Annotated in this window: 1 protein-coding gene; it reads right to left on the bottom strand. The window is 65.1% G+C overall.

The features are described 5' to 3' along the window. A partial coding sequence (locus AC09SL_RS29455) for an AMP-binding protein (RefSeq protein WP_479572003.1) occupies positions 1-785 on the bottom strand: 785 nt, incomplete at both ends.

The following is a 785-nucleotide window of genomic DNA, read 5'->3' as shown; positions in this document are numbered from 1 at the left end:
CCGCGGATCTTCACCTGATCGTCATTGCGCCCCAGGTACTGCAACGTACCGTCCGGCAGCCAGCGACCGATGTCACCGGTCTTGTACAAGCGAGCGTCGGTCTTGCCGTAGAACGGGTCGGCGATGAAGCGCTCGCTGCTGAGTTGCGGCAGGTTGAGGTAACCGCGGGCCACACCGATGCCGCCGATGTGGATCTCACCAGGTACCCCCACGGGCAACAGTTGCCCGTAGCTGTCCAGCACATGCAATTGCATATTGCGAATCGGCCGGCCAATGGGGATCGACTGGTGCCGGTAGGTCTCAAGGTCGCTGTCGGCGGTGTACCAGGCGACCACGTCACTGCACTCGGTCGGCCCGTAGCTGTTGATCACCGCTGGCCGTGGCTCGGCGAGTTTTTCCAGCATGGCGACCTGGATCGGCTCGCCCCCCAGCACCACGCGTTTCAGGCAGGCCAGGCCGTGTTGGTGGTCGGCGTCCACCAGCGCGTGGAAGGCGCTGGGCGACATATTGAGGTGGCTGATCCCGGCCTCGGCGACCTGGGCGACGATGGCGTCGGGGTTGAAGGGTTCGGCGGCCAGGTGCAGCGTGGCCCCGACCATCAGCGGCGCGAGGATGTTCTTCTGGGTCAGGTCGAAGTTGTAGGAGGACGCCAGCAGCACCGCGTCGCCGGCGTCGAAGGCCAGGTCTTCGAGGTACCAGTCCAGCAGGTTGCGCAGGCCGCGATGTTCGACCATCACGCCTTTGGGCAAGCCGGTGGAGCCGGAGGTGTAGATCACGTAGGCCAG

The organism is Pseudomonas sp. PF05 (genome assembly GCF_056521845.1).
This window is presented reverse-complemented; position numbering and strand designations above follow the sequence as displayed.